Origin of the sequence: Moorena sp. SIO4A1, assembly GCF_010672065.1 — a bacterium.
In the GTDB taxonomy this organism is placed as follows: domain Bacteria; phylum Cyanobacteriota; class Cyanobacteriia; order Cyanobacteriales; family Coleofasciculaceae; genus Moorena.
Genome location: NZ_JAAHHX010000016.1, coordinates 115,316 through 136,328, shown reverse-complemented (window position 1 = coordinate 136,328; position 21,013 = coordinate 115,316). Strand labels below are relative to the sequence as shown.

At 44.7% G+C, this 21,013-nt stretch carries 26 protein-coding genes; 10 read left to right on the top strand and 16 right to left on the bottom strand.

What is annotated here, in order from left to right:
- Positions 1-133: 133 nt before the first annotated feature.
- The 5 genes from F6K53_RS15275 to F6K53_RS15255 all read right to left on the bottom strand — a co-directional run bounded on the left by F6K53_RS15275 (position 134) and on the right by F6K53_RS15255 (position 6,659).
- Positions 134-1,912, bottom strand: a complete 1,779-nt coding sequence (locus F6K53_RS15275; RefSeq protein ID WP_293069043.1) for a fatty acyl-AMP ligase — start codon at positions 1,910-1,912, stop codon at positions 134-136.
- Between the two features lie 257 nt (positions 1,913-2,169).
- On the bottom strand, positions 2,170-2,946 hold the full coding sequence (locus F6K53_RS15270) for an NAD-dependent epimerase/dehydratase family protein (protein ID WP_293069040.1): 777 nt from the start codon (positions 2,944-2,946) through the stop codon (positions 2,170-2,172).
- 1 nt (position 2,947) lies between these two features.
- Entirely contained in the window at positions 2,948-3,583 is a 636-nt protein-coding gene (locus F6K53_RS15265) for a GMC oxidoreductase (protein ID WP_293069037.1), read from the bottom strand.
- A 222-nt stretch (positions 3,584-3,805) separates the two neighbouring features.
- Positions 3,806-4,576 carry an aspartyl/asparaginyl beta-hydroxylase domain-containing protein gene (locus tag F6K53_RS15260; protein WP_293069034.1) on the bottom strand — a complete coding sequence of 257 codons (771 nt, stop codon included), beginning with the start codon at positions 4,574-4,576 and terminating at the stop codon, positions 3,806-3,808.
- A gap of 262 nt (positions 4,577-4,838) precedes the next feature.
- A complete protein-coding gene (locus tag F6K53_RS15255) occupies positions 4,839-6,659 on the bottom strand; it encodes a fatty acyl-AMP ligase (RefSeq protein WP_293069077.1) in 1,821 nt (606 codons plus the stop codon).
- 427 nt (positions 6,660-7,086) lie between these two features.
- Here F6K53_RS15255 and F6K53_RS15250 point away from each other — a divergent pair, with 427 nt between their 5' ends.
- The 3 genes from F6K53_RS15250 (at position 7,087) to F6K53_RS15240 (ending at position 11,953) form a co-directional block, all read left to right on the top strand.
- Positions 7,087-8,805 (top strand): aminotransferase class I/II-fold pyridoxal phosphate-dependent enzyme, encoded by a 1,719-nt coding sequence (locus F6K53_RS15250; protein WP_293069031.1) that lies wholly within the window; start codon positions 7,087-7,089, stop codon positions 8,803-8,805.
- Positions 8,806-9,216: 411 nt separating this feature from the next.
- Positions 9,217-10,806 (top strand): B12-binding domain-containing radical SAM protein, encoded by a 1,590-nt coding sequence (locus F6K53_RS15245; protein WP_293069028.1) that lies wholly within the window; start codon positions 9,217-9,219, stop codon positions 10,804-10,806.
- 334 nt (positions 10,807-11,140) lie between these two features.
- Positions 11,141-11,953, top strand: coding sequence for an SDR family oxidoreductase (locus F6K53_RS15240; RefSeq protein ID WP_293069025.1), 813 nt, complete (start codon positions 11,141-11,143; stop codon positions 11,951-11,953).
- Positions 11,954-12,002: 49 nt separating this feature from the next.
- Here F6K53_RS15240 and F6K53_RS15235 read toward each other — a convergent pair whose 3' ends face one another.
- The 3 genes from F6K53_RS15235 to F6K53_RS15225 form a co-directional block, all read right to left on the bottom strand.
- A complete protein-coding gene (locus F6K53_RS15235) occupies positions 12,003-12,146 on the bottom strand; it encodes a hypothetical protein (protein ID WP_293028869.1) in 144 nt (47 codons plus the stop codon).
- A 24-nt stretch (positions 12,147-12,170) separates the two neighbouring features.
- On the bottom strand, positions 12,171-13,106 hold the full coding sequence (dacB, locus tag F6K53_RS15230) for a D-alanyl-D-alanine carboxypeptidase/D-alanyl-D-alanine-endopeptidase (RefSeq protein ID WP_293069021.1): 936 nt from the start codon (positions 13,104-13,106) through the stop codon (positions 12,171-12,173).
- A 312-nt stretch (positions 13,107-13,418) separates the two neighbouring features.
- Complete coding sequence (locus F6K53_RS15225) at positions 13,419-13,757, bottom strand: hypothetical protein (protein WP_293081238.1); 339 nt, start codon at positions 13,755-13,757, stop codon at positions 13,419-13,421.
- Between the two features lies 1 nt (position 13,758).
- On the opposite strand from F6K53_RS15225, the gene F6K53_RS15220 reads away from it, so the two are divergent.
- The gene (locus F6K53_RS15220; RefSeq protein WP_293081235.1) at positions 13,759-14,052 is read left to right on the top strand and encodes a hypothetical protein; all 294 of its coding nucleotides are present in this window, start codon (positions 13,759-13,761) and stop codon (positions 14,050-14,052) included.
- 380 nt (positions 14,053-14,432) lie between these two features.
- Here F6K53_RS15220 and F6K53_RS15215 read toward each other — a convergent pair whose 3' ends face one another.
- The 3 genes from F6K53_RS15215 to F6K53_RS15205 form a co-directional block, all read right to left on the bottom strand.
- A complete protein-coding gene (locus tag F6K53_RS15215; protein ID WP_293069012.1) occupies positions 14,433-14,993 on the bottom strand; it encodes a Uma2 family endonuclease in 561 nt (186 codons plus the stop codon).
- Between the two features lie 180 nt (positions 14,994-15,173).
- A complete protein-coding gene (locus tag F6K53_RS15210) occupies positions 15,174-15,317 on the bottom strand; it encodes a hypothetical protein (protein ID WP_293028848.1) in 144 nt (47 codons plus the stop codon).
- A 37-nt stretch (positions 15,318-15,354) separates the two neighbouring features.
- The gene (locus tag F6K53_RS15205) at positions 15,355-17,091 is read right to left on the bottom strand and encodes an asparaginase (protein ID WP_293069009.1); all 1,737 of its coding nucleotides are present in this window, start codon (positions 17,089-17,091) and stop codon (positions 15,355-15,357) included.
- Between the two features lie 176 nt (positions 17,092-17,267).
- On the opposite strand from F6K53_RS15205, the gene F6K53_RS15200 reads away from it, so the two are divergent.
- The 3 genes from F6K53_RS15200 (at position 17,268) to F6K53_RS15190 (ending at position 18,248) form a co-directional block, all read left to right on the top strand.
- Positions 17,268-17,696: a DUF29 domain-containing protein gene (locus tag F6K53_RS15200; RefSeq protein WP_293069006.1), complete on the top strand. Its 429-nt coding sequence runs from the start codon at positions 17,268-17,270 to the stop codon at positions 17,694-17,696.
- 202 nt (positions 17,697-17,898) lie between these two features.
- Positions 17,899-18,033 carry a hypothetical protein gene (locus F6K53_RS15195; RefSeq protein WP_293069003.1) on the top strand — a complete coding sequence of 45 codons (135 nt, stop codon included), beginning with the start codon at positions 17,899-17,901 and terminating at the stop codon, positions 18,031-18,033.
- Between the two features lie 53 nt (positions 18,034-18,086).
- The gene (locus F6K53_RS15190) at positions 18,087-18,248 is read left to right on the top strand and encodes an anacyclamide/piricyclamide family prenylated cyclic peptide (protein WP_293028835.1); all 162 of its coding nucleotides are present in this window, start codon (positions 18,087-18,089) and stop codon (positions 18,246-18,248) included.
- Between the two features lie 12 nt (positions 18,249-18,260).
- Here F6K53_RS15190 and F6K53_RS15185 read toward each other — a convergent pair whose 3' ends face one another.
- Positions 18,261-18,533: a hypothetical protein gene (locus F6K53_RS15185; RefSeq protein WP_293028832.1), complete on the bottom strand. Its 273-nt coding sequence runs from the start codon at positions 18,531-18,533 to the stop codon at positions 18,261-18,263.
- Positions 18,534-18,539: 6 nt separating this feature from the next.
- Complete coding sequence (locus F6K53_RS15180; protein WP_293028829.1) at positions 18,540-18,719, bottom strand: hypothetical protein; 180 nt, start codon at positions 18,717-18,719, stop codon at positions 18,540-18,542.
- Positions 18,720-18,899: 180 nt separating this feature from the next.
- On the opposite strand from F6K53_RS15180, the gene F6K53_RS15175 reads away from it, so the two are divergent.
- A complete protein-coding gene (locus F6K53_RS15175) occupies positions 18,900-19,124 on the top strand; it encodes a DUF2281 domain-containing protein (RefSeq protein WP_293028883.1) in 225 nt (74 codons plus the stop codon).
- A gap of 94 nt (positions 19,125-19,218) precedes the next feature.
- On the opposite strand, the gene F6K53_RS15170 is transcribed toward F6K53_RS15175, so the two are convergent.
- Together F6K53_RS15170 and F6K53_RS15165 are read right to left on the bottom strand one after the other, a co-directional pair.
- Complete coding sequence (locus F6K53_RS15170; protein WP_293069000.1) at positions 19,219-19,665, bottom strand: type II toxin-antitoxin system VapC family toxin; 447 nt, start codon at positions 19,663-19,665, stop codon at positions 19,219-19,221.
- Positions 19,662-19,913 carry a hypothetical protein gene (locus tag F6K53_RS15165; protein ID WP_293068997.1) on the bottom strand — a complete coding sequence of 84 codons (252 nt, stop codon included), beginning with the start codon at positions 19,911-19,913 and terminating at the stop codon, positions 19,662-19,664. The genes F6K53_RS15170 and F6K53_RS15165 overlap by 4 nt, the downstream gene beginning before the upstream one ends.
- Positions 19,914-20,011: 98 nt before the next feature.
- Between F6K53_RS15165 and F6K53_RS15160 the strand changes: the two genes are divergently transcribed.
- Positions 20,012-20,428: a hypothetical protein gene (locus tag F6K53_RS15160; protein WP_293081232.1), complete on the top strand. Its 417-nt coding sequence runs from the start codon at positions 20,012-20,014 to the stop codon at positions 20,426-20,428.
- A gap of 34 nt (positions 20,429-20,462) precedes the next feature.
- Positions 20,463-20,627 carry an anacyclamide/piricyclamide family prenylated cyclic peptide gene (locus F6K53_RS45860; RefSeq protein WP_364302999.1) on the top strand — a complete coding sequence of 55 codons (165 nt, stop codon included), beginning with the start codon at positions 20,463-20,465 and terminating at the stop codon, positions 20,625-20,627.
- A 115-nt stretch (positions 20,628-20,742) separates the two neighbouring features.
- Here the strand turns inward: F6K53_RS45860 and F6K53_RS15155 are convergent, their stop codons facing one another.
- Positions 20,743-21,003 carry a hypothetical protein gene (locus F6K53_RS15155; RefSeq protein ID WP_293028817.1) on the bottom strand — a complete coding sequence of 87 codons (261 nt, stop codon included), beginning with the start codon at positions 21,001-21,003 and terminating at the stop codon, positions 20,743-20,745.
- Between the last annotated feature and the right edge of the window lie 10 nt (positions 21,004-21,013).

Below are 21,013 nucleotides of genomic sequence, written 5' to 3'. Positions count from 1 at the left end.
CAACATAAACATCTGTTAACCTTTACTTCGACTGCTATAATTCTCATTCCACCTGAAGCGAGTCTGTTCAGGAAGTTTTGAGGCTTAGGGCAAGGTGTTATCTTAATGGTTAAGGGTGCCTAAAGCCAATAGCCTAATCCCCATCATTTATAACAGCCAGAGTTCCCGCTAGAAAACTCTGGCGACAGGCATGACGCTGAATCTTACCACTAGAGGTCTTGGGAATAGTACCTGGTTTGAGCAACAGAGCAGTATGAACCTGCAAATCGTGATGTTGTAAGACTGCTCGTCTGATTAACCGGATTAACTCCTTGGTATCAAGGGCATGGCCTTTCGCTCCATTGCCAGGATCAGAAGCGGCTAGCCGAGTAGATTTCCAATAGCTACGTTCTACCTCAGCAATCACCACTAACTGTTCCTCACCAGCAATATTCACGGAAAATCCTGCCGAACACGTGGGTCTGAGCAAGGAGTGGGTGTTTTCTACGGTCCATTCAATATCTTGGGGATAGTGGTTACGACCATTGATAATGATCAGATCCTTCAGACGACCAGTAATAAATAATTCACCATCGAGCATGAATCCCAAGTCACCGGTGCGTAGAAATGGCTTTTCCCCCATCGGTGCTAGGGTTACGCCAAAGTTGTGTTTTGTTGTTGCCGGTTGATTCCAGTAACCTTGGGCAATGCTTGGTCCTGATACCCAAATTTCTCCCACTTGTCCTGGTTCACATGGGGTCAAGGTTTCAGGATGGACAATTACAATCTGCTGGTCTGGCAGGCTTTGACCACAGCCTACCAGAGTAAGGGTACCTTCTTGATCAACACTAGCTGGGACAACCTGATTTTGCTCCAGTGCTGCCCCCTCAACTGTTTTTAAGACAATTGGGGCACTTTTGAGACCACCAGAAACCATTAAGGTGGCTTCAGCCATGCCATAGCAAGGGTAGAATGCTTCTCGGCGGAAGCCACAGGACTCAAACTTTGTGGCAAACCGCTCTAAAATGGCCGAGTTAATGGGCTCAGCTCCGTTAAAGGCAATGTCCCAACTACTCAAATCCAAGTTTGTTAGTTGTTCCGGCTTGATTTTGCGATCGCATAAGTCGTAACCAAAGTTTGGTCCTCCACTGCTGGTGGCTCGATAGTTGGAAATTGCTTTTAACCAGCGGATCGGACTTTGCAAAAACATCAAGGGGGACATGAGAGTAGCTGGAAAACCGCCGTATAGAGGTTGGAGTATGCCACCAATCAGACCCATGTCATGGTACATCGGCAACCAACTCACCACACTGCTCTGGTCGGTGTGCTCAAAATACTGATAGATAGCACCTGAATTATGGACTAGATTGCTGTGGCTAATCATCACTCCCTTCGGGGCAGCGGTTGAACCAGAGGTGTATTGGAGAAAAGCTAGGGTGCTACCATCTATAGCTGGTTGCTGCCATGATTGAGCTAAGTTGCCGTTGATGTTTTCTGTGGCTAGCCAGTGCAGTGTCTTCAGTTCTGGAGCTTGAGTAAACCGTCGCTCTAAATTAGACAGGATTGCTTGGGTAGTTAGGGCTACCCTTGCCAGGGAATCCTTGACAATTGCCTGAACACGGACAAGGGAGCGGTTTGGTCTAGGAGGATAAGCGGGGACAGCTACAACCCCAGCGTACAGACACCCGAAAAATGCACAAATATAGTCTAGACCAGGAGGATACAGTAGTAGGGCAGTTTCTCCTGGGGAATATATTGATTGCAGGTGGAACGCGATCGCTTGGGCTTTTTGCTCCAACTCTTGGTAAGTCAGACTGACCTGTTCGGTTTCTCCATCCACCAAAAAGGTATATGCGATCGCATCTGGCTGGTTAACTGCTCTGTAGCGCAGGATATCAACTAATGTGGCTGCTTGGAGAATAGTTTGTGACACCTTTTACCCCTGCACTCAACAACTTACACAAAACCACTTACACAAAACATTTAAAATCATTACTTTAGCCTAATTCCGACATAACCAACTATGCTCCAATTTAGGATTTTTAGGTTAGGAGCTTCGAGTAACAATAATTTATTTTACTGGAATTAATTTTTAACATACATTTGGTAAATAATACATCAATTATTAACAATCATTCCCATTCCCACACTTCCGACATTCTTACCGAAATTACCTATTTCATAGTTAGACTAATTTGCTGCACCGATGCCATCCAAACAACTGTAGTTTGTTAAATAAATTGGGGAACAAAGCAAAGAGGAGACGTATTTGAATATTTTCAAGCTAAAAGGCTCATCATAAGTTCCCACCCATTCTTGGTTTTTCTCAATCCAGCTGGCGATTGTCTTAGCCACTTTTTCAGCAGGAGGAGCAGAATTGACTCGGTTAGCTCGGATTTTATAACCTTTTTCATTGAGACGGTTCACTGGTGCCCAAGCCAAGGGACCGCTGATCACACCAGGACGGTAAAGCCTCATGGGAATTTGATGATTGCTGGCGTGGTAAACGATTGGTCCAACACCTGACCAGTAATAGTGCAAAGGGATTTTACCAGAATGATAGAGTGGACCAAAACAAGAAGGGCTACCATCTGCGATGGAACCAATAGCAACAACATCTAGGGGTCGCTCGCGCTTTAGCTTGGCTGCTTCGAGGGCTACCAATGCTGGCCAACTGTAGTTAACACGGTTCATCGATTCTACTATCTCAACCAGTGGCACTCCTCCATCCCCTACCTCAGTTTCGATTTGTCCTGCATTCAGGATAATCACATCGGGGTCATACTCAAGCAACTTTTGGGCATCTTCAAGGGTTTGTTGTTGAGACACACACAATGTATTGAAATAGTTACCTTCGAGGGTTTCTTGACGGGTTACACCAACTACTTGCCAACCACGATTGATGTACTCTTGACCTAACGCACTGCCGAGGGTGCCGGAAATTCCTGTGATTACAACAGTTTTCATGCTAACAAGTCTCGTTAATATAATCTGCCACTCGCAGTGCATTAGCTACTATGGTTAAAGCAGGACTAACCCCCAAAGAGGTTGGCATAAATCCACCATCCACAACAAATACATTGTCATGATCGTGCAAACGGCAGTATGGGTCAAGCACTGATGTTTTGGAATCGGTACCAAAACGTGTGGTGCCCACTTGATGGGCTGTGTGACGATCATCTTTATCCCCGGTGGCACCAAACATGAATACTACCCCAGCATGGCCCATCACTTTCTTGAGCTGGCCCATATAGTAACGGGAGCGGTAAATATCGTAAGGATGAAATTTGTGGAATAGATGGATCGCTCCTGTGTTGCTAACCTCTACCCTATTTTCCGGTTGGGGCAAGTCTTCGACAAATCCTGTCATCGCCAGCTTCCGTTTGAGTAGGAATTTTGCGATCGCATCTGGAATTGGTACCGGTAAATTTTCTTGTATGCTCAGATGCCCAGGGATTGGCACGGTTTGGGAATACCCGAGCTTATGGGGAAAATCCCCTGAACCAAAATAAAGATCCGTGAACCCTAACTGCTTGATGAAGGTATCTGCGCCACCGGTAGGTTTGCTAAACAACCCAGCCGCCAAAGCACCGAAATGGTACATATAATTTCTGCCAACCTGACCACTACGACATAAGATTTAGGATATCAAAGGTAAGAGGGGAAAAAACCTGTGTACCTCGTAGGGAGCAGGAAAGAAAGAAAAGGTAACAAAGAAAAGGTAAAAAATTATTTTTACCTCTGCAGTCTTGATTCAGGAAGTACGATAAAAGCGATGCATCGCTATTCCCTATTCCCTATTCCCTATTCCCTATTCCCTATTTCTTCAAGAGCCAGCAAACACCTTATCTAAGCGTTTTTCCCATTTTTTCTGATTAGCCATAGCATCTTGAACGTAGGGTGACCAAGCAATTAGTTTAATAAATAATAGATTAATCCATGAAGCAGGAAAACGGAGGGGTCTAACAATATCTAGAAATAAAACCACCCGGATTCCATCGGTTTCATTCCATACCTCATGGGGGAAGGTATCATCAAATATCATCGCTTTTCCTTCTTCCCAATAGCGAATGTCGTTACCAACACGAATCCGACAATTTTCCTTTGGTTCAGGAACACGTAATCCTAGAAGACATCTGATTACCCCTTTATAAGGTCCCCTGTGTTCAGGGATATGCTTCCCAGGTAATAGGATTGAAAAAAATGCCGTTTTCATACCTGGAATTTTTTCGATAATACGAGTGGTTTCCGGACAGTTTTTACAATTTTGTTTAGATTTAATTCCATAGCCATAAAAGCCATAGGTTTTCCAGCGATTATCTGTGCTGAGATAATCTCCCTGGTCTGGGGAAATATCTTGGAAGGTGGGTAGACTATCTCTATATTTCAAGACTTGATCGAGCTCTTGGCGAATCCTCATCGATTGAGATTCTAACTCTTCCACCCAATTAAATTGGTCAGGCTCAAAGAAGGTTGAATTACCAATTAATGAATAATTAGTAATTAGCTTTTCCAACTTGTAGATAAGTGTTTTCCCAATACCATAGATCAGGAAATTTCTGGCTTTTTCCCTAAGAGCCTCTAAATAACGTTTCATAGTTAATTAAATTAGCTGCGCTTAGAGGTATATTTTACCATACATAATTATTTTTTTGACTGGTTGCTAAAAAAATTCATAAATTGCTAGTGATGGTCGCAATTAGTAACTGGTAATTAGTAATCTTTAACACATTTAATAGCAAAGGGAATAGGGAACAGCGGATCTGGGAATAGGGAGCAGCGGATCTGGGAGTAGGTAATATGGCATCAAAAATTATGACAATTCCTAGACGGATCCCTAAATCATCCCAATAATAACGTTAGGATTCTGAGCCACCAACATTCAACTGACTCAACAGATCGGTAATACTACGGGGCTGTTGTTGACTCTGTCGCCATTCACCTACTGCTTCTAAAGTTCCATCAAGAAATCGCAGCCGACATTCCCGACGTTTAATCTTCCCACTAGAGGTCTTGGGAATACTTCCGGTTTTGAGCAGCACAATCCCATAAACATCAGCAATATGCTCTTGGGCTACTGCTTGACGAATGGCTGCCACTACTTCATCAACCACTAAGTGTCTAAGGTAATTCCGCTTTATCTCTTGAGCAATAACTAATCGTTCTTCCCCTTCTAAATCTACGGAAAACGCTGCACTAGCATTGGGTCGCAGAGCTGGATGACTCTTCTCAACAGTTGCTTCAATATGCTGGGGATAGCGGTTGTTTCCCCAGAGGATCATCAATTCTTTGAGGCGACCGGTGATAAACAGTTCCCCATCTTGTAGGAATCCTAAGTCTCCAGTACGCAGAAATGGTCCAGTGCCGGTGTCTTTTATATAGGCACCAAATGTCCGTTCTGTTTCCTCTGGTTGATTCCAATAGCCCTTGCCGACACCATTACCAGATACCCAAATTTCGCCGACTTTATTCTCTGGACACTCTATTAGGGTTTCCGGGTCAACAATTACCACGTGATCATCTAACCAGGGCTGACCACAGCCGACAATCCTTTGTGTTCCCTGTTGGTCTTTCGTAGCAGCTACCACCTGATTTTCTCCTAGGGCACCTTGCTCAACATACTTAATCACCGGAGGGTTAGCTTTCAATCCCCCGGAAATAAATAATGTGGTTTCAGCCATACCGTAGCAGGGGTAAAATGCTTCTGGTCTAAACCCACAAGGTGCAAAGGTCTCGGCAAACCGTTCTAGGGTTTCGGCTCGAATCGGTTCAGCACCGGAAAACGCTACTTCCCAACTGCTGAGGTCTAGAGTTTCCATCTGTTCCGGAGTGACCTGGCGACACAATAGGTCATAGGCAAAATTGGGACCACCACTGGTGGTGGCTTTATAGCGGGAAATGGCTTGGAGCCAGCAAACGGGTTTCTGTATCAAGGCTACTGGTGACATGAGTGTAAGGGGAAATCTCCCATAGATGGGCTGGATCACGCCACCAATCAAGCCCATATCATGAAACAAGGGTAACCAGATCACTCCTTGACTGTTAAGGGTATGCTCGAAGCACTGATAGATCAAGGCTGAGTTGTACAGAATATTACCATGGGTCACCATTACCCCTTTTGGCTTACCGGTAGACCCTGAGGTGTACTGTAGAAAGGCTAAGCTATCCTGATCTGGGCGCTCGGTTTCAATCCAGTCTGATGCTAGAGACGGGGAAATTTCGTTGGTTTCTATCCAGGACAGTTCAGTTAAGGTTGGGGCTAATTCTGGATTCGAGGCACACTGCTGCTGGATTCTTTTCCAGAGGTCTGTGGTAGTAAGGGCTACTGTGGCTTGGGAAGAAATGACCCGCTGCTGTAATTGGGCAATAGCCTGTTTCGACCGGGGGGGATTAGCGGTCACTGCTACAACTGAGGCATACAGACACCCAAAGAAAGCGGCAATGAACTCTAAACCAGCGGTATAGGGGTAGACTAATAAGGCACGGGAGCCCCTGGCAACTAGAGACTGTAGCTGAGCAGCAATGGCTCTGGCTTGTTGATCTAACTGTTGATAGGTCAGATGACCAGATTCTGTTTCCCCGTCTGCTAGGAAAGTGTAAGCAATTTGGTTAGGTTGGTTTAGCGCTCTATCGACCACGAGATCGACTAAGTTGGAGTATTTAGCTTTATGGTTTGCCATTATGCGATCGCGAATTATCCCTGCTTTGTTTCCCCTCATACCAAGCCTAGAGGCGAAGTTACCAGACCCAATCAACAAAATCTGCATCTTACGAAACAGATTTTTAGATGAAAAATAGCTTACCTGTCAAACGCTATCGGCGCAAGAGGGTAGACTTGACTTGATTGATATAATTTTTCACAAGTTTTAGTAGTTCGTGGCAAAATAACCATCAAGTCAACCCCAAAAATAGCAATTCATTGGCTTCAAGAGTGACAACTAGACCGAAATAGAGGCATAATCTCTGTTTAGAACATTGTTAGCTGTTGAAGGTTCACAACTAGACTCAATGATCGAAAAGTCATGGAGGGGTAAGGGCAGACGATCACCCAGTGCCAGTAACTGGAGTTGGGTGATCTAATCTTTTAGTGTGGTGAAGGAGTGCAACATGGAATTGTTGAACCAGGTCTGGAACGGGAAAGAAAGCTCACCGACCACTATGGTTACGAGTGATCACAAATCTACCGTCAGTTCCCCAAAATTATCTAAAGCAGCATCAAGCATTGCGACTTGGTTAGTGTCCAAGCTAGCAGAAGTACTTGAGCTGGATGCCCAAGAAATAGATATTCATCGGGATTTTACCGATTATGGTTTGAATTCGATTGAAGCTGTAAACCTATCCGGAGAGCTGGAGAATTTCCTTGGACATCGGCTTTCCCCAACCCTTTTATGGGATCACGACAATATTGAGGCATTGGCTGAGTATTTGGCGGAATACGTTGCTAAACAACCAACAGGAAACTCACAAGCTCACCTAGAAACCTCGTCAAGGAGGTCAATACCGGAAACGAATGGTCATATATTATCGGCCAAAAACGGTCTAATCCCAAATCAAGATGCAGAAAAGCTAGACAATCAAGATATCCCACCGGAATACCATAATTTCCACCTATACCCAGAATACCGCAAACTGCAATTGCAACAGGAGGAAATCAAAGCGCTGGGGGTCAACAATCCTTTCTTTACCCCCCAAGAACGGGTGGTAAACAATACCACACAGATTGGTGGCCGAGAACTGATTAATTATGCCACTTATAATTATCTGGGGATGTGTGGTGACCCAGTTGTTTCTCAAGCAGCAAAGGATGCCATTGATCGTTATGGTACCTCCGCCTGTGCTAGCCGTCTGTTGTCAGGGGAAAAACCGTTACATCGAGAGCTCGAAAAAGAAATTGCTGAGTTTATTGGTACTGAGGATAGTATCGTCTATGTGGGCGGTCATGCTACTAACGTAACTACTATTAGTCACTTATTTGGCAAAAACGACCTAATCTTACATGATTCTCTGAGCCACAACAGTATTCTACAGGGATGCATCCTGTCGGGAGCGAGCATTATTGCTTTTCCTCATAATGACTGTCAGGCATTGGAGAAAATACTCCAGGAGCGTCGTCACCACTATCAACGGGTACTGATTGTGATCGAAGGGGTTTACAGTACTGATGGTGACATTCCCGACTTGCCTCAGTTCATTGCAGTCAAGAAACGCCACAAAGCTTTCCTGATGGTAGATGAAGCTCACTCCATCGGGGTACTGGGCAAACACGGTCGAGGGGTTGGTGAGTTCTGTGGGGTTGATCCCGCTGATGTAGATTTGTGGATGGGTACCCTCAGCAAGTCGTTTGCTAGCTGCGGTGGCTATATTGCTGGTTGCGCTGCTGTGGTAGAATACCTCAAGTATACCTCGCCCGGATTTGTCTATAGTGTTGGCATAGCCCCCCCTAATGCAGCCTCGGTCTTGGCTTCCATAAGGCTACTGAAGGCAGAACCAGAGCGAGTTGCACTGTTGCACCAGCGAGCTAAACTTTTCCTGGAATTAGCCCAGAAACAGGGACTCAACACAGGGACGAGTAAAGATTCTCCGGTGATTCCAATTATTGTGGGAGATGCCTTGAAGTCGGTGCAACTCTCTCAGAATCTGTTTAAGCGTGGTATCAATGTCCCGTTTATGTTCTATCCATCGGTGCCGCAAAATGCTGCCCGCCTGCGCTTCTTTATCACCTGTAACCATACGGAGGAGCAAATTCGCTTTACGGTGAACACCCTGGCTCAAGAAGTAGCAAAGCTCCAGCAGGACGATAGTACCCAGATATCACCCTTAGAGTAACTAAGAGTAACTATCTGATAGTAACTATACTGCACACGGTCATAACCTGAGCTTATTGATGATCCCTTAACAAGGGGTAAATCTCAGTTTAGGCCGGTGCTAAGTATAACTACTGACAGGTAAATCTAAGGGAAAACTGGCAACTTACAGATTACAAACCCCGTTGGCGGATTGAGTGGAAATTAACTCGGGGATCAGACTATATATATTAGCAAACCTTAGTAACTAACTGGGGAATAGTCTCCCACCCCGTTACCTACCTAATATTTACCTAACCTAATAGTTAGTGGCTGACAGGTAATCCGCCAACGACATCTTTCCAACTCTGGTTAAGTTAAGCCAGCTTTGATCAATTGATAAATTCGGATAAATCAATTCCGGAAAACCTAACTATCGTTTCAGGTGCTACTTATGCGAGTTTTACTGCTATATCCTCTGTTTCCCAAAAGTTTCTGGTCAATGGAGAGAACCATTGAGTTGGTGAATCACAAGGCACTGATGCCACCCCTAGGTTTGGTGACAGTAGCGGCGATATTACCTCAGACATGGTCCTTTAAACTGCTTGACCGCAATGTATCTGAGGTAACGGAGGCAGAATGGGATTGGGCTGAGATAGTGATTATCTCAGGTATGATCGTCCAGAAAAAAGATTTCCTTGAGCAAATTCAGGAAGCTAAGCGCCGTGGGAAAAAGGTAGCCGTGGGTGGTCCTTACCCGACTACCTCACCCCACGAACCGGAAGCGGCTGGGGCAGATTACTTGATTTTGGATGAAGGGGAAATTACCCTACCGATGTTTGTGTCAGCGATTGAACGGGGCGAGACTAAAGGGGTGTTCCGTGCTAATGGTGAGAAGCCGGATGTTACGGAGAGCCCAATCCCCCGTTTTGATCTTCTCGACCTGGAAGCCTATGACACCATGGCAATCCAGTTCTCTCGGGGCTGTCCATTTCAGTGCGAATTCTGCGATATTATTGTCCTCTACGGTCGCAAACCCCGCACCAAAACTCCCGAGCAGTTGTTAGCTGAACTAGAACGCCTCTTAGAACTGAATTTCCAAGGGGGGATTTTTCTAGTAGATGACAACTTTATTGGCAATAAGCGCAATGTCAAGATTCTGCTGAAAGCCATGAAAGTCTGGATGGCTGAACACGAGTATCCTTTTAGCTTCACCACAGAAGCTTCAGTGGATTTGGCTCAAGACCAAGAACTGATGGACCTGATGGTCGATTGTAATTTTAAAGAGGTCTTTTTAGGCATTGAAACTCCTGATGAAGACAGCCTTACCCTGACAAAAAAGTTCCAAAATACTCGAGATTCTCTGAGTGAATCCGTGGATGCAATTACCCAGGCAGGTATCAGGGTGATGGCAGGGTTTATCATGGGCTTTGATGGGGAAAAACCTGGCGCAGGCGATCGCATTGTCCAGTTTATTGAGAAAACCTCGATTCCTATTGCCTTGTTTAGTATGTTGCAGGCATTGCCTAATACTGCTCTGTGGCATCGCCTTGAAAAAGAAGGACGACTTCTCGATGGTGGGGCTAATATTAACCAAACCACTTTGATCAATTTTGTGCCAACTCGGCCAGTGGAAGAAATTGCTCGTGAATATGTGGAGGCGTTTTGGACTCTGTATGACCCAGAGCGATTTTTAAACCGCATCTACAACTACTTTATGAAGCTGGGTCTACCAAGGCATGGTGTATCTCGTCCGATCGATTGGGTGATTATCCGGGCGCTACTGACCATATGCTGGCGACAAGGGGTTCTTCGTAAGACCCGCTGGACTTTCTGGAATAGTCTGTTTAAGCTGATTCAGCAGAAACCGAAAGTTGTGGGCTCTTTCTTTGTGGTTTGTGCCTACGCAGAACACTTCCTGGAATATCGCCAAATTGTTCGTGACCAAATTGAGGCTCAGCTGGCTGAATTTATGACTAATAAACCAGCACCTTTACCAGCTAAGAATGAGGAAGTGGCGGTAAGCGAATCCGCGATCGCATAATTCATTTTTAGTTTAGGGAATAGGGAGTAGGGAGTAGGGAGTAGGGGGCGTTGCTTAATAATGGAATGATTTTAAGAGTCAGGTAGAATGGGCATCTGTGGAATGGGCATCTGTGGAATGGGCATCTGTGGAATGGGCATCTGTGGAATGGGCATCTTGCCCGTGACCGGAATGGGCATCTTGCCCGTTATCAATATTTTCGCGCGGGCAGGATGCCCACTCTACTCCTATTCATTCCAAGACTGACCCAACGCCCCCGATTCCCGATTCCCGATTCCCGATTCCCGACTCCCGATTCCCGACTCCCGACTCCCTGTTCCCTATAGATTCAACCATGACCTTCAATCAACAGCACGCTATTATCACAGGGGGTTCCAGTGGGATTGGCAAAGCTACTGCCAAATTATTAGCCCAGAAGGGAGCTAATCTGACCTTGATTGCTAGGGATACAGCTAAGCTAGAGCAGGCTAAAGTCGAGATTGAAGGGATGCGAAGGCATCCGCAAGCAAAAATTATCACTATTTCTGCTGATGTTTCCCAGCAGATACAGGTAGAAGCAGCTATTGAGCAAGCAATTGATCAAATCGGTCCGGCTGACCTATTAATCACTAGCGCTGGTATTGCTCATCCCGGTTACTTCCAAGAGCTGCCCATAGAGGTATTTGAACAAACCATGGCAGTTAACTATTTTGGTTCCCTCTATGCAATTAAAGCAGTACTACCCAGCATGGTAGAGCAACAAAAGGGTCATATTGTACTGCTATCTTCCGGTGCTGGACTGATTGGTATTTATGGCTATACCCCTTACTGTCCCAGTAAATTTGCCTTGCGGGGTTTAGCGGAATCCTTGCGCGGTGAGTTAAAGCCCCAAGGTATTCATGTTTCTATTGTCTATCCTCCCGATACCGATACCCCACAACTAGAAGCAGAAAATAAAACCAAGCCCCTGGAAACTAAGATGATTACTGGCAGTGCCCAGATGTGGAGTGCAACTGCTGTAGCGAATCAGATTGTACGAGGTATTGAGAAAAAGCAGTTTGGGATCATGCCAGGATTCGAGATGAGATTACTAGGCCGGTTCCATAGCTTGCTCGCTCCGGTATTGAATTGGTATTTTGATCGGATTGTTGCAGGGAATAGGGAATAGGGAATAGGGAATAGGGAATAGGGAATAGGGGGAAGACTAGTTTGAAGGATTAGACAGTCGGGAGTCGGAACCCACCCCTAACCCCTCCCAGGAGGGGAACGGGAGTCGGGAGTCGGATAATTACCCTTAATAAAAATCTCCCCATCTCCCCATCTCCCCATCTCCCCATCTCCCCATCTCCCCATCTCCCCATCTCCCCATCTCCCCAGCCTCTCTATCAACTACAAGGCATCAGCTGAGTTAAGCGCAGAACGATCTGATCAATTCCCTTTTCTAAGACTTTGCCTGACTGGGATGGTTGATTAACCATGATGCTAAACACAATAGTTCCGTAATCGGGATGTTCTAGATATCCAGACAGAGCTTTCACTCCTCTGAGGGTGCCGGTTTTGGCTTGAACTTTGGTTTGTGTAGAGGGATGACGCAGCCGATTTTTGAGAGTACCGCTCACTCCCGCAACTGGTAAAGAAGCGAAGAAAACTTCATTATTATTAGCATCACTCATCCCTTTGAGAGTGGTTACAAATACCTCCGGAGTCGCTAAATTTTTCCGGGATAAGCCAGACCCATCTACCAATCGATAACTATTAGGGTTAACTCCTAATTCCGCCAAAGCATCCTGCACTACTTCTGACCCGCCAATATAGCGCAATAAGGTATCAGCATAACTATTGTTGCTTTTTAGATTCGTTATCTTCACCCATTCTTCCATTGACTTAGAGCGAATCGGAGTATTGGGATGAAGCTTGTTTAATGCTGCCGCTGTAGTTAATAGTTTGATGTTAGAAGCAGGGATAAAGTATTGATTAGCATTGTGGCTGTAGAAAATCTTTTCTTCTGATAATGATTCAACCAAAATCCCCCATTTCCCTCTCGCCAAGGAAGGATGATCGATAATCGAGTCAATTACTGGTGGCAGAAACTCCGGACAAATGCCATTCTTGTTCGTTTCCGGAGGAGGAACAGGGATTTTAATGGAATCGGGAGGAGCTATTTCTGGAGGAACCACAGAAATTTCCAGAGATTTTTCCTGTTGCCTTAAGTCCGCAACTGTTCTAGCGCTAGCTTTCCTGGAAGTAATAGGAGTTACCGTAGTCAGCACAGCTACAGTTAGCATTCCTAAGGATTTCAACCAATAATTCAATTGGGTCATAGTGAGGTAGTCGTGTTGCTACAGTTCAACAAGCACTAACAGATCAAAAAAAGCCTTGGTAGTTTAGGGTTTTATCCCAAACTACATCCTACAATACCTTTGACAAAACTGAAGAATTTTTCGTTGCTTAATTAAAAATAATCATAACGAAAATACCGACATTATAATACTACCGAGAGAGACTATAACTAGTCTTTCAATATTCCTTAATTTTATTCAAAAATAGATTAAATTTCTATGAATATTAGATGAATTTATCCATTTTTTTTTAAGGTTGTTCGCCCAAGGGGTTTGAGTCGGGTGGGTTGAAGGTTACAGGTTGTTCGCGTAGCGTGGCCATTCGCGTAGCGTGGCCCAAAGGCCAAGGCCAAGGTTGTTCGCGTAGCGTGGCCATTCGCGTAGCGTGGCCCAAAGGCCAAGGCCAAGGTTACAGGTTGTTCGCGTAGCGTGGCCATTCGCGTAGCGTGGCCCAAAGGCCAAGGCCAAGGTTACAGGTTGTTCGCGTAGCGTGGCCGAAAGGCCAATCGCATTCAGGATTAGACCTCGCACAGTCAAACAGCAAAAATCATCTGCACCGGTTAGGGACGGGCTCGCACTCATTTTCTCGGTAGCCAGTTTTGGGACAGCCCGCCCGAAAATTGTCACAGGCAAGATGCCCGTTCCACAACAAGATGCCCATGGCACCCACCGGGTCCGCTGCCAAAAAGGAACGGGCAAGATGCCCATTCCACAGATGCCCATCAAGGCTACGGGCAAGATGCCCATTCCACAGATGTCCATTCCACCAGATGCCCATCAAGGCTACGGGCAAGATGCCCATTCCACAGATGCCCATTCCACAGAGATAATTGTGATTTTTTGGTGCCATTATGGAAGTAGCTCCTATTTAGGTGGGAGAAAAGCCGCGCTGGGGATGATTAACGGGCATATCCAGCGCGGTTATTAGTTTCAGTCTGTACTTTCTATAGTATACATAACTCCTCGAAAAAATGCAAGGGGTAATTAATTTTTTTTACATTTATTTACGATTAACAGTTTGGGCAACTTGTGGACTCAATTATGTGTAATTAATTGTTAGTTTTTTGGTTAGCTTAGCAGTTAACTATTACCTGATAATTTGCTCTTTATTTAATTTCATAGTTAGGTAGGGTGGGCAGTGCTTGAAACCGATAATAACAGATAGCGTTCGCGTAGCGTGGCCGAAAGGCCAATCGCATTACCAGGCACTGCCCACCCTACGATTATCAATTTTGTACTGCTGTCATAACAATAGAATTTAAATTAAAACCAGCTTAGGCTGACTGCTGATCGCTGATCGCTGAATGCTTAGGTGACATCTTCATACAAAGCCTCAATACTGGTACGAAAATCAACACTTTCTAGGTTAATTTCAGTACCTGGATCATAAAATTGTAATGTCCAAATTCCCTGGGCATTACGGCGAAAGCAGTCTAGGCGCTGATGGTCTTGGCTAATTAAGACATATTCAACCAATGTGTATAATTTTTGATAGTTATAAAATTTGTTACCCCGGTCAAATGCTTCGGTTTTGGGAGATAAAACTTCGACAATTAAACAAGGATATTTTTTATAATTGGTCAATTCTCTATCTCTGGCATCGCAAGTCACCATAACATCAGGATAGTAATAACTATTGGCGGCTTCAATATACGCTTTCATATCTGCCATATAAACCCGACAACCAGTGCCTCTTACATGATTTATTAACAGTGCAAATAAGTTTCCGGCAATAGTAACATGGGCATCACTGGCTCCAGCCATAGCATAGATTTCTCCATCACTATACTCGTGTTTGATGGCACTATCTTCTTCTTGGGAGAGATAGTCTTCTTTTGAAATGTAATTTGGTATTTTATCAGCAATCATGGTAGTTTAAAGATAGTGAATCTCTTAGTTTAGAATAAAGGGAATAGGGAATAGGGAATAGGGAATAGGGAATAGGGAATAGGGAATAGGGAATAGGGAATAGAGAGTAGGGAGTAGGGAGTAGGTAACAAAAAGCATCACAATCCCTACACGGATTTATAGAAATAATTGGAAACTGTTTTAAGTGTATTGATGTCTAAAGAAAAGCGATCGCAAAGCACTTATAAAGGAACATTGCGCTTTGTACTTATTCCCTAATATCATGTCCGGATAATTACCCTTAATCAAAATCTCCCCCATCTCCCCATCTCCCCATCTCCCCACCCTACTGTTAATTATGGGTATTCAACCGGACTTGATATTATTTCTTCTTACCCTTACCCTGGGATTTATTCTTGCCCTTAGCATCGGACTGTTCGGGATAAATATAGAAGGGCTCTTTGCCGTAATTCTCGATATAAAGCTTGGTGCCACCATCAGTAGTTTCACCTTCTAGGATCAGCTTGGATGAGCGGGTGTCAGGATCTGGTTCGCCCCCGGCCTGATAAACGGCTTGGTTGTCCCGGTCATAGAAGATTAATTGACCGTCTTCTTGCATATGCAATTGACCAGGCAACTTGGCAGAGCTGGGATCCTCAAGGAACACGAAAGGCTCTTCTAAGCTAGTGCCAGTTAAGACTGGACCCTGTCCGGGCTCGTTGGTCAAAATGGCAGTGCCATCAAGAGCCATAATTGTCTCTCCCGGCGCTAAGAAGCCTTCTCCTCTGGCATCGAGAACGTTGACATCCATAATCTCGCCCACGAGATTAGTCATCATCAGTTCTTTAATCTTGTATTGATCCCAGTTATAGTATTTAGCTAACAGCTTTAAGTAGGTAAGCTTGGTGGCAGCGGCAATTGGGGTCATATCATAGGCCCCAACTGCTCCTACCTGACTGAGCCAGGAACCTGCTGCGTAGGTCTGGGAATTGACAATCCCGCTGAGAACTTGTGTACAGTCAACAATCACGGTACCATTGTTATCAGCTTCGTCGAGAACTTTGTAAATCGCCCCATTCTCAGGAGTGTCTGGATTGCCAGACGGGAAATTCCCTGCCCCATAAGACTCCAGAATTAAACCATCGACTCCCTGATTAATACAGGCCGCCAGCATATCCCCAAGTACGCTGGTATTGGGGTCAGCAGAGACATCATAATAGGCGGGGAAAGCCGAAAAGGGAAGAATGGTAATGCTGTTAATATTATCGTTAATGTAGGTCAGTTGAGCTGATAAAGCGTCATAAGCAGGCTCGCCCTTGACAGAGAGTGCAAGAGAGGGGTCTGTGGGCAAGGGGCGCACGACTTTGTTGTCCACGTCAAAGTCTAAGCCATATTCCCCAATATTGGGATAGTTGGGAGTGGAGAAGGCTTTGAACTCACTGGCGTTGGTCTTGACCGTGCGATTGCCCCTCATTAAGGTGGAATCAAAGTACAGACAAACTTCCGGTACACCTTCACAACAGGAGGTTACGGCACCACAGACGTTTTGGAGTGCATCGGTGTTGAAGCGTACAGTATAGGAGGAGTCGGCTTTCTCTACAAATAGTGGCAGTTGGGAGCCAGTCACAACCAACGGCTTGCTCAACAAAGCGTTATAGTTGCCATCGCTATCTAACCCCGTCATCAAAAACGACAGTATGGAAGCGGTCCAAGCCATGGTGTCCGTGCCATGGAGCACAATAAAAGACTCATAGCTATCGTAGGCTTCCAGGATTGCGATCGCAATAGTACACCAGTCTTGGGGCTGCAAGTTGGTACTGTCGAGAGTGCTGTTATTGGGACCAAACCCGATATCAATATAGCCAATGGTACAATCGGGATATTGACTTTGAATTATCGGCAAAATATTCTCATCAAACGCCTTTTGGAAACCAACAGTATCTAGTGGATACAGCCCATCGGGTCCCTGCACAGAACCAATGGTGCCCCCTGTGTATAAAATCCCTATGTTCATAAAACAATCATAAAATTTGTTTGCTACTAAATTATACAGAATTGATGGGAAAAGGGAATAGGTAACAGGGAATAGGGAACAGGTAACCTTAGGAAGGAGTGCCAAATATTTTTTGATTTTATAGCGTTTATCGCAGTTATGATTTACAGTCTTATTTAACGTTGATTCCCTGTCTTGATGCAGCGATCGCTATTCCCGATTCCCGATTCCCGATTCCCGATTCCCGATTCCCGATTCCCGATTCCCTGTTCTCTAAATAAATAACATTAGTATCTAAAATCATGAAACCATACACATCCTATGAAACTGACTACTATCAATGGATACAGGAAACCGTAGAAAATCTCCGAAATCGTAATTTTAGTGAGGTGGACTGGGAGAATTTAATTGAAGAAATTGAAAGCATGGGTAAAAGTGAAAAGCGAGCATTATTGAGTCTTTTAACCCGTCTTTTAGAACACCTGCTGAAACTGGCTTATTGGAAATCTGAACAAGAACGAAATAGGAATCATTGGGCGGCTGAAGTTGTTAACTTTCGCACCCAAATTAAAACTATTATTGAGGATAGCCCTAGCCTTCGTACTCAACTGGAAACTTTCTACGACAAAGCCTATACCAGTGCTGTAAAATCCGTTTCTAAACTGTTTACACTTCCCCCAGAAGCAGAAATTTATCTCACACAAGCTTTGGATGACGATTGGTTTCCATAACGGTTGGCGAGTTGTTTAAGTACATAGTTATGGTTGTTTAGGGAACAGGGAACAGGGAACAGGGAACAAGGAATAGGGAACAGGGAACAGTCAATAGAGCAATTGGCCTCCAAAATAAGTTATTTTTATAATTTTAAATTAGGTTTTTTGCGCAATTTTAATAATTAAAATATCTGCAAATTGCTATATTATTTCCGGTATAATGAGGTACACATTATTTTTATCCGATTCCCGATTCCCGATTCCCGATTCCCGATTCTATATTTACTGTTCCCTGTTCCCTAAAACCGAGAACTCTGTACCTCACAAAATTAAGAACCGCTATATCCTAGGTTGACATCTCAAGAAAGGGTAGAATAAATTCAGAATAATTGATTCTGGGTGAAAATCATGAAAACTAAGAAACTCACTCCCCTTCAAGCTGCTCCTGTTCAGCGTGAAACTGTGGGGAATGCTTCAACAGCAGATGCTAATGCGATCGCACCGGCTGGTGCAGGCGGCGGCAGGGGGTTACCGAGGGGTGTTCCTTTTGCGGGCGGCGATGCTGAGTAGTTGCGTGACGGGCTAGCCCTGATTTTCTGACAATTGGAACGGGCAAGATGCCTGTTCCACGTTCGATGCTGAGAATTGTAACCGGCAAGATGCCTGTTCCACGTTCGATGCTGAGAATTGTAACCGGCAAGATGCCGGTTCCACATTGGATGCTGAGAATTGTAACCGGCAAGATGCCGGTTCCACATTCGATTCCCATTCCACATTGGATGCCCGTTCCATGGCATTTGGAAACAGGCAAGATGCCGGTTCCACATTCGATTCCCATTCTACCCACTGGGTCAAACAGCTTTAATCAGATGCATCCTGAAGATGGAAGCGATCGCATCTGAAGCATGCTTTACGATAATAGAGTAAAAACAATACTTCCGCCTCTGGTGGGCAGTGGCTGATCAGCTCTTCACCAACCTTGCCAATTTCGCGATTCTTGCCACTGCCCACCCTACCATTCTTGAGTAGAAGCGATCGCATTTGCCAATCCTTGACAGATAGACTAAAAAAAATACTTCCGCCTCTGGTGGGCAGTGGCTGATCAGCTCTTCACCAACCTTGCCGATTTCGCGATTCTTGCCACTGCCCACCCTACGATTAATCTCCCGATTCCCGATTCCCGATTCCCGACTCCCTACGTTACTGGTTAAAATAAACGTTATGAATACTGAGTTAGCCTTATGGAAAGTCGTTATTAGTCTGCCTGAACATCTCAAGAGGGAACTATTGCATTATGCAGACTATTTACGAGAAAACTATCCAAATAATACACAATCTGATCACGAAAAGATAGGAACCACTCACGGTTATGGTAGTTGGGCAGGTCAAATCATTATGTCAGATGATTTTGATGAACCATTAGAAGATTTGGTAGAATATATGTAATATCATGTCCGGTTGAATACTTATACTAGGCGCAAAAGCAAGGCAGAAGGCAGAAGTAAAAGAATAAGGTTTCAAGGTATAAAGTTTTTTCTAACTAATTCTCCGGACCTGATATTACTCGATAGTCCCAGGGATTGGTAATGGCAATATTACAGTTTTTAAAATCATCAACATTACGAGTCGCAAGGGTAGCATTATGGCTTAAACAAATAGCTGCAATTTGAGCATCGGCTTGAGAAATTGGTTGTCCTATTTTTATTCTTTTGGATGCAATTAAGGCAAAACTTACAGCCGCTTTTTGGTCAAAAGAAAGAATACGCCCTGAGAAGTCTTCTGTAAACATTAAGTTAGCCGCTTTTTGCAGTTCATCTTGTCTTTTACCTTGGGGTAAAATAGCAATACCATACAGAATTTCGGCTTGAGTAATGGTAGTAGTATATAAGTTGGTTATAAGTTGTTGAGATGTCCAGTTAGAGATACTTACTGAACAGTTATTACCTTTCATTAACTCGGAAATGACATTAGTATCTAAAATGATCATTGATAAAATTGAGGAGGAGTACGCATTTTATCTCTGGTAATTTCTGGAATTTCTACATCTGCTAAATGAGCAAAACGTTGTTTGATTCTCTCGGCAAGATTTAAAGATTTTGTGGGAGTTTCAGCTTGTCGATAATCTTGGGTCAAATTAGTTTGTTGAGCAACTAACTTAAAAGTCTCAACAATTTCTGTAATGATAGCAATCTGTTTTGGACTTAGACCACTGACATCGATTACTTTGTTTTCCATCACAAGTTTACTCGTTCGTTTACGTAATGGTATGCCTGATTATAGGTAAGCTATCAGCTAATGCGCTACGCGCACGCTACTTGAGGTGCTATCAGATTATGCCCATAGCCCACACTACACATTCTAATCAAACTCCCCATCACCCCATCACCCCATCTCTAAAAAAAGTAGTTCCGGCTGGTGGGCAGTGGCTGATCATATATTCACCGCTGTTTACCAATTCCGTTGCTAGCCACTGCCCACCCTACGATTCTCCCCATTACCCCATCTCCCCATCTCTAAAAAAAGTAGTTCCTGGTTGGTGGGCAGTGGCTGATGATATATTCACGGCTCTGGCTAATTCCGTTGCTAGCCACTGCCCACCCTACGATTATCCCTATCTCCCCATCTCCCTATCTCCCTATCTCCCTATCTCCCTATCTCCCCATCTCCCCATCTCCCCACTCCCCACTCCCCACGTAACAAAACGTAAGAAAAAACCTATTGACACAGGCACAGCCAACTCAATAAGCTAAACCACAGAAAGTTTAATTCTATGGAGATGAAACCATGCCCAAGAAAAAACTCCTACCCAAACAGACTGCTCCTGTTTCTCGAAACGGGGTAGCAAGGCAAAATGAGGAGTCAGTCTCCGAGTCCCTCTCCCAGTACTGTGGAGCGTCAGAAGTAAATCCAATGAAAGGACGTCCTTTTGCGGGCGACGACGCCGAGTAGTGCCCTTAATTTACCACTATCCGATCAAAATGTCAAAACCCCTTTTTGGTCTCGGATGGCGCACGATTCGCCTGGATAAATTGGCGAGCTACCTGTGCAACTAACTCGTTTTCGGTTACCTGGCACGGGCGTGCTTGGCGGGCATTAGTCGCAGAAGGTAGAGTCGCACTCGAAACTGAGGGCTGACTTGAGAGAAGCTTGCTACCCCAGTGGCATTGTGGAGCAGGCTTCTTCTTGGGTTTATAGCGTTGGCAGAAGCCTTGATATGAGAGGCGGCATGAATAGGAGTGGGGTGGGCATCCTGCCTGCCTGGGAATATTGATAACCGGCAAGATGCCGGTTCCAAGGCAGGAAACAGGCAAGATGCCTGTTCCACAACAAGATGT